Origin of the sequence: Trabulsiella guamensis ATCC 49490 (assembly GCF_000734965.1) — a bacterium.
Taxonomy (GTDB): Bacteria; Pseudomonadota; Gammaproteobacteria; order Enterobacterales; family Enterobacteriaceae; genus Trabulsiella; species Trabulsiella guamensis.
Genome location: NZ_JMTB01000200.1, coordinates 1 through 702 on the forward strand (window position 1 = coordinate 1; position 702 = coordinate 702).

Here is a 702-nt window from a genome sequence, read left to right on the forward strand (position 1 = left end):
CTGGTCTGGTGGCTGGCGCTGTCCGGGGTTGTTCTGATCGGGTTCAGCATCGTTCTCGGCAACCTCCCGTACCGGCTGATTCAGCCGACGGTGAAAATCAGTCGCCATGCCGCTTTCTGGGCGTGGGTTGTCTGGGGTTGCGGAGTGGTTCTTCTGCTTTCCGCCAATCTCTTTGCTTACCCGCTTATCACGCTGTTACTGGAGCCGGTCGGCGCAGTGCTTGGCGTCATGATCTGCCGGTGGGTTTCACGTAAGGAGTTACTGAAATGGATCCATTAACCCTTTCCACCGTGGCCTCGGTGGTGCTGAAAGCCGGGCCGTCACTGCTGCGCACCATCGGCGGCTGGTTTGGTGGCGATACAGCGAAAACAGCGGATTCCGTGGCCGGTATTGTTGAGAACGTCAACAGCGTTATCAACCCGCAGGATCAGCAGCGCATTCTTGAGCAGAAGCTGGCGCAGCTTCCGCCCGAGCAGTTCGTCCAGCTGGAAGCGCTGAAAGTCCAGCTTGAGCAGGTGCAGCTTGAAAAACAAAAGGCGGTACTGGCAGACCGTCAGTCAGCTCACCACGAGCAGCAGGAAACTATCCGTAACGGCGACAATGCCACGGACGAGTATGTCCGCAGGACCCGTCCGCTGATGGCCCGTCTCTCGCTCTATAGCTGCATGCTTTACGTCATGCTTCTGGCCGCCGGTCAGATGG

At 58.4% G+C, this 702-nt stretch carries 2 protein-coding genes; both read left to right on the plus strand.

Features of this window, described 5'->3' with window-relative positions; genetic code table 11:
• Positions 1-279: hypothetical protein (locus tag GTGU_RS26240; RefSeq protein WP_038163752.1), on the plus strand; the 279-nt coding region annotated here is incomplete at its 5' end.
• The coding region (locus tag GTGU_RS23550) for a hypothetical protein (protein ID WP_038163755.1) at positions 267-702 on the plus strand (436 nt) is incomplete at its 3' end. The genes GTGU_RS26240 and GTGU_RS23550, both read left to right, overlap by 13 nt.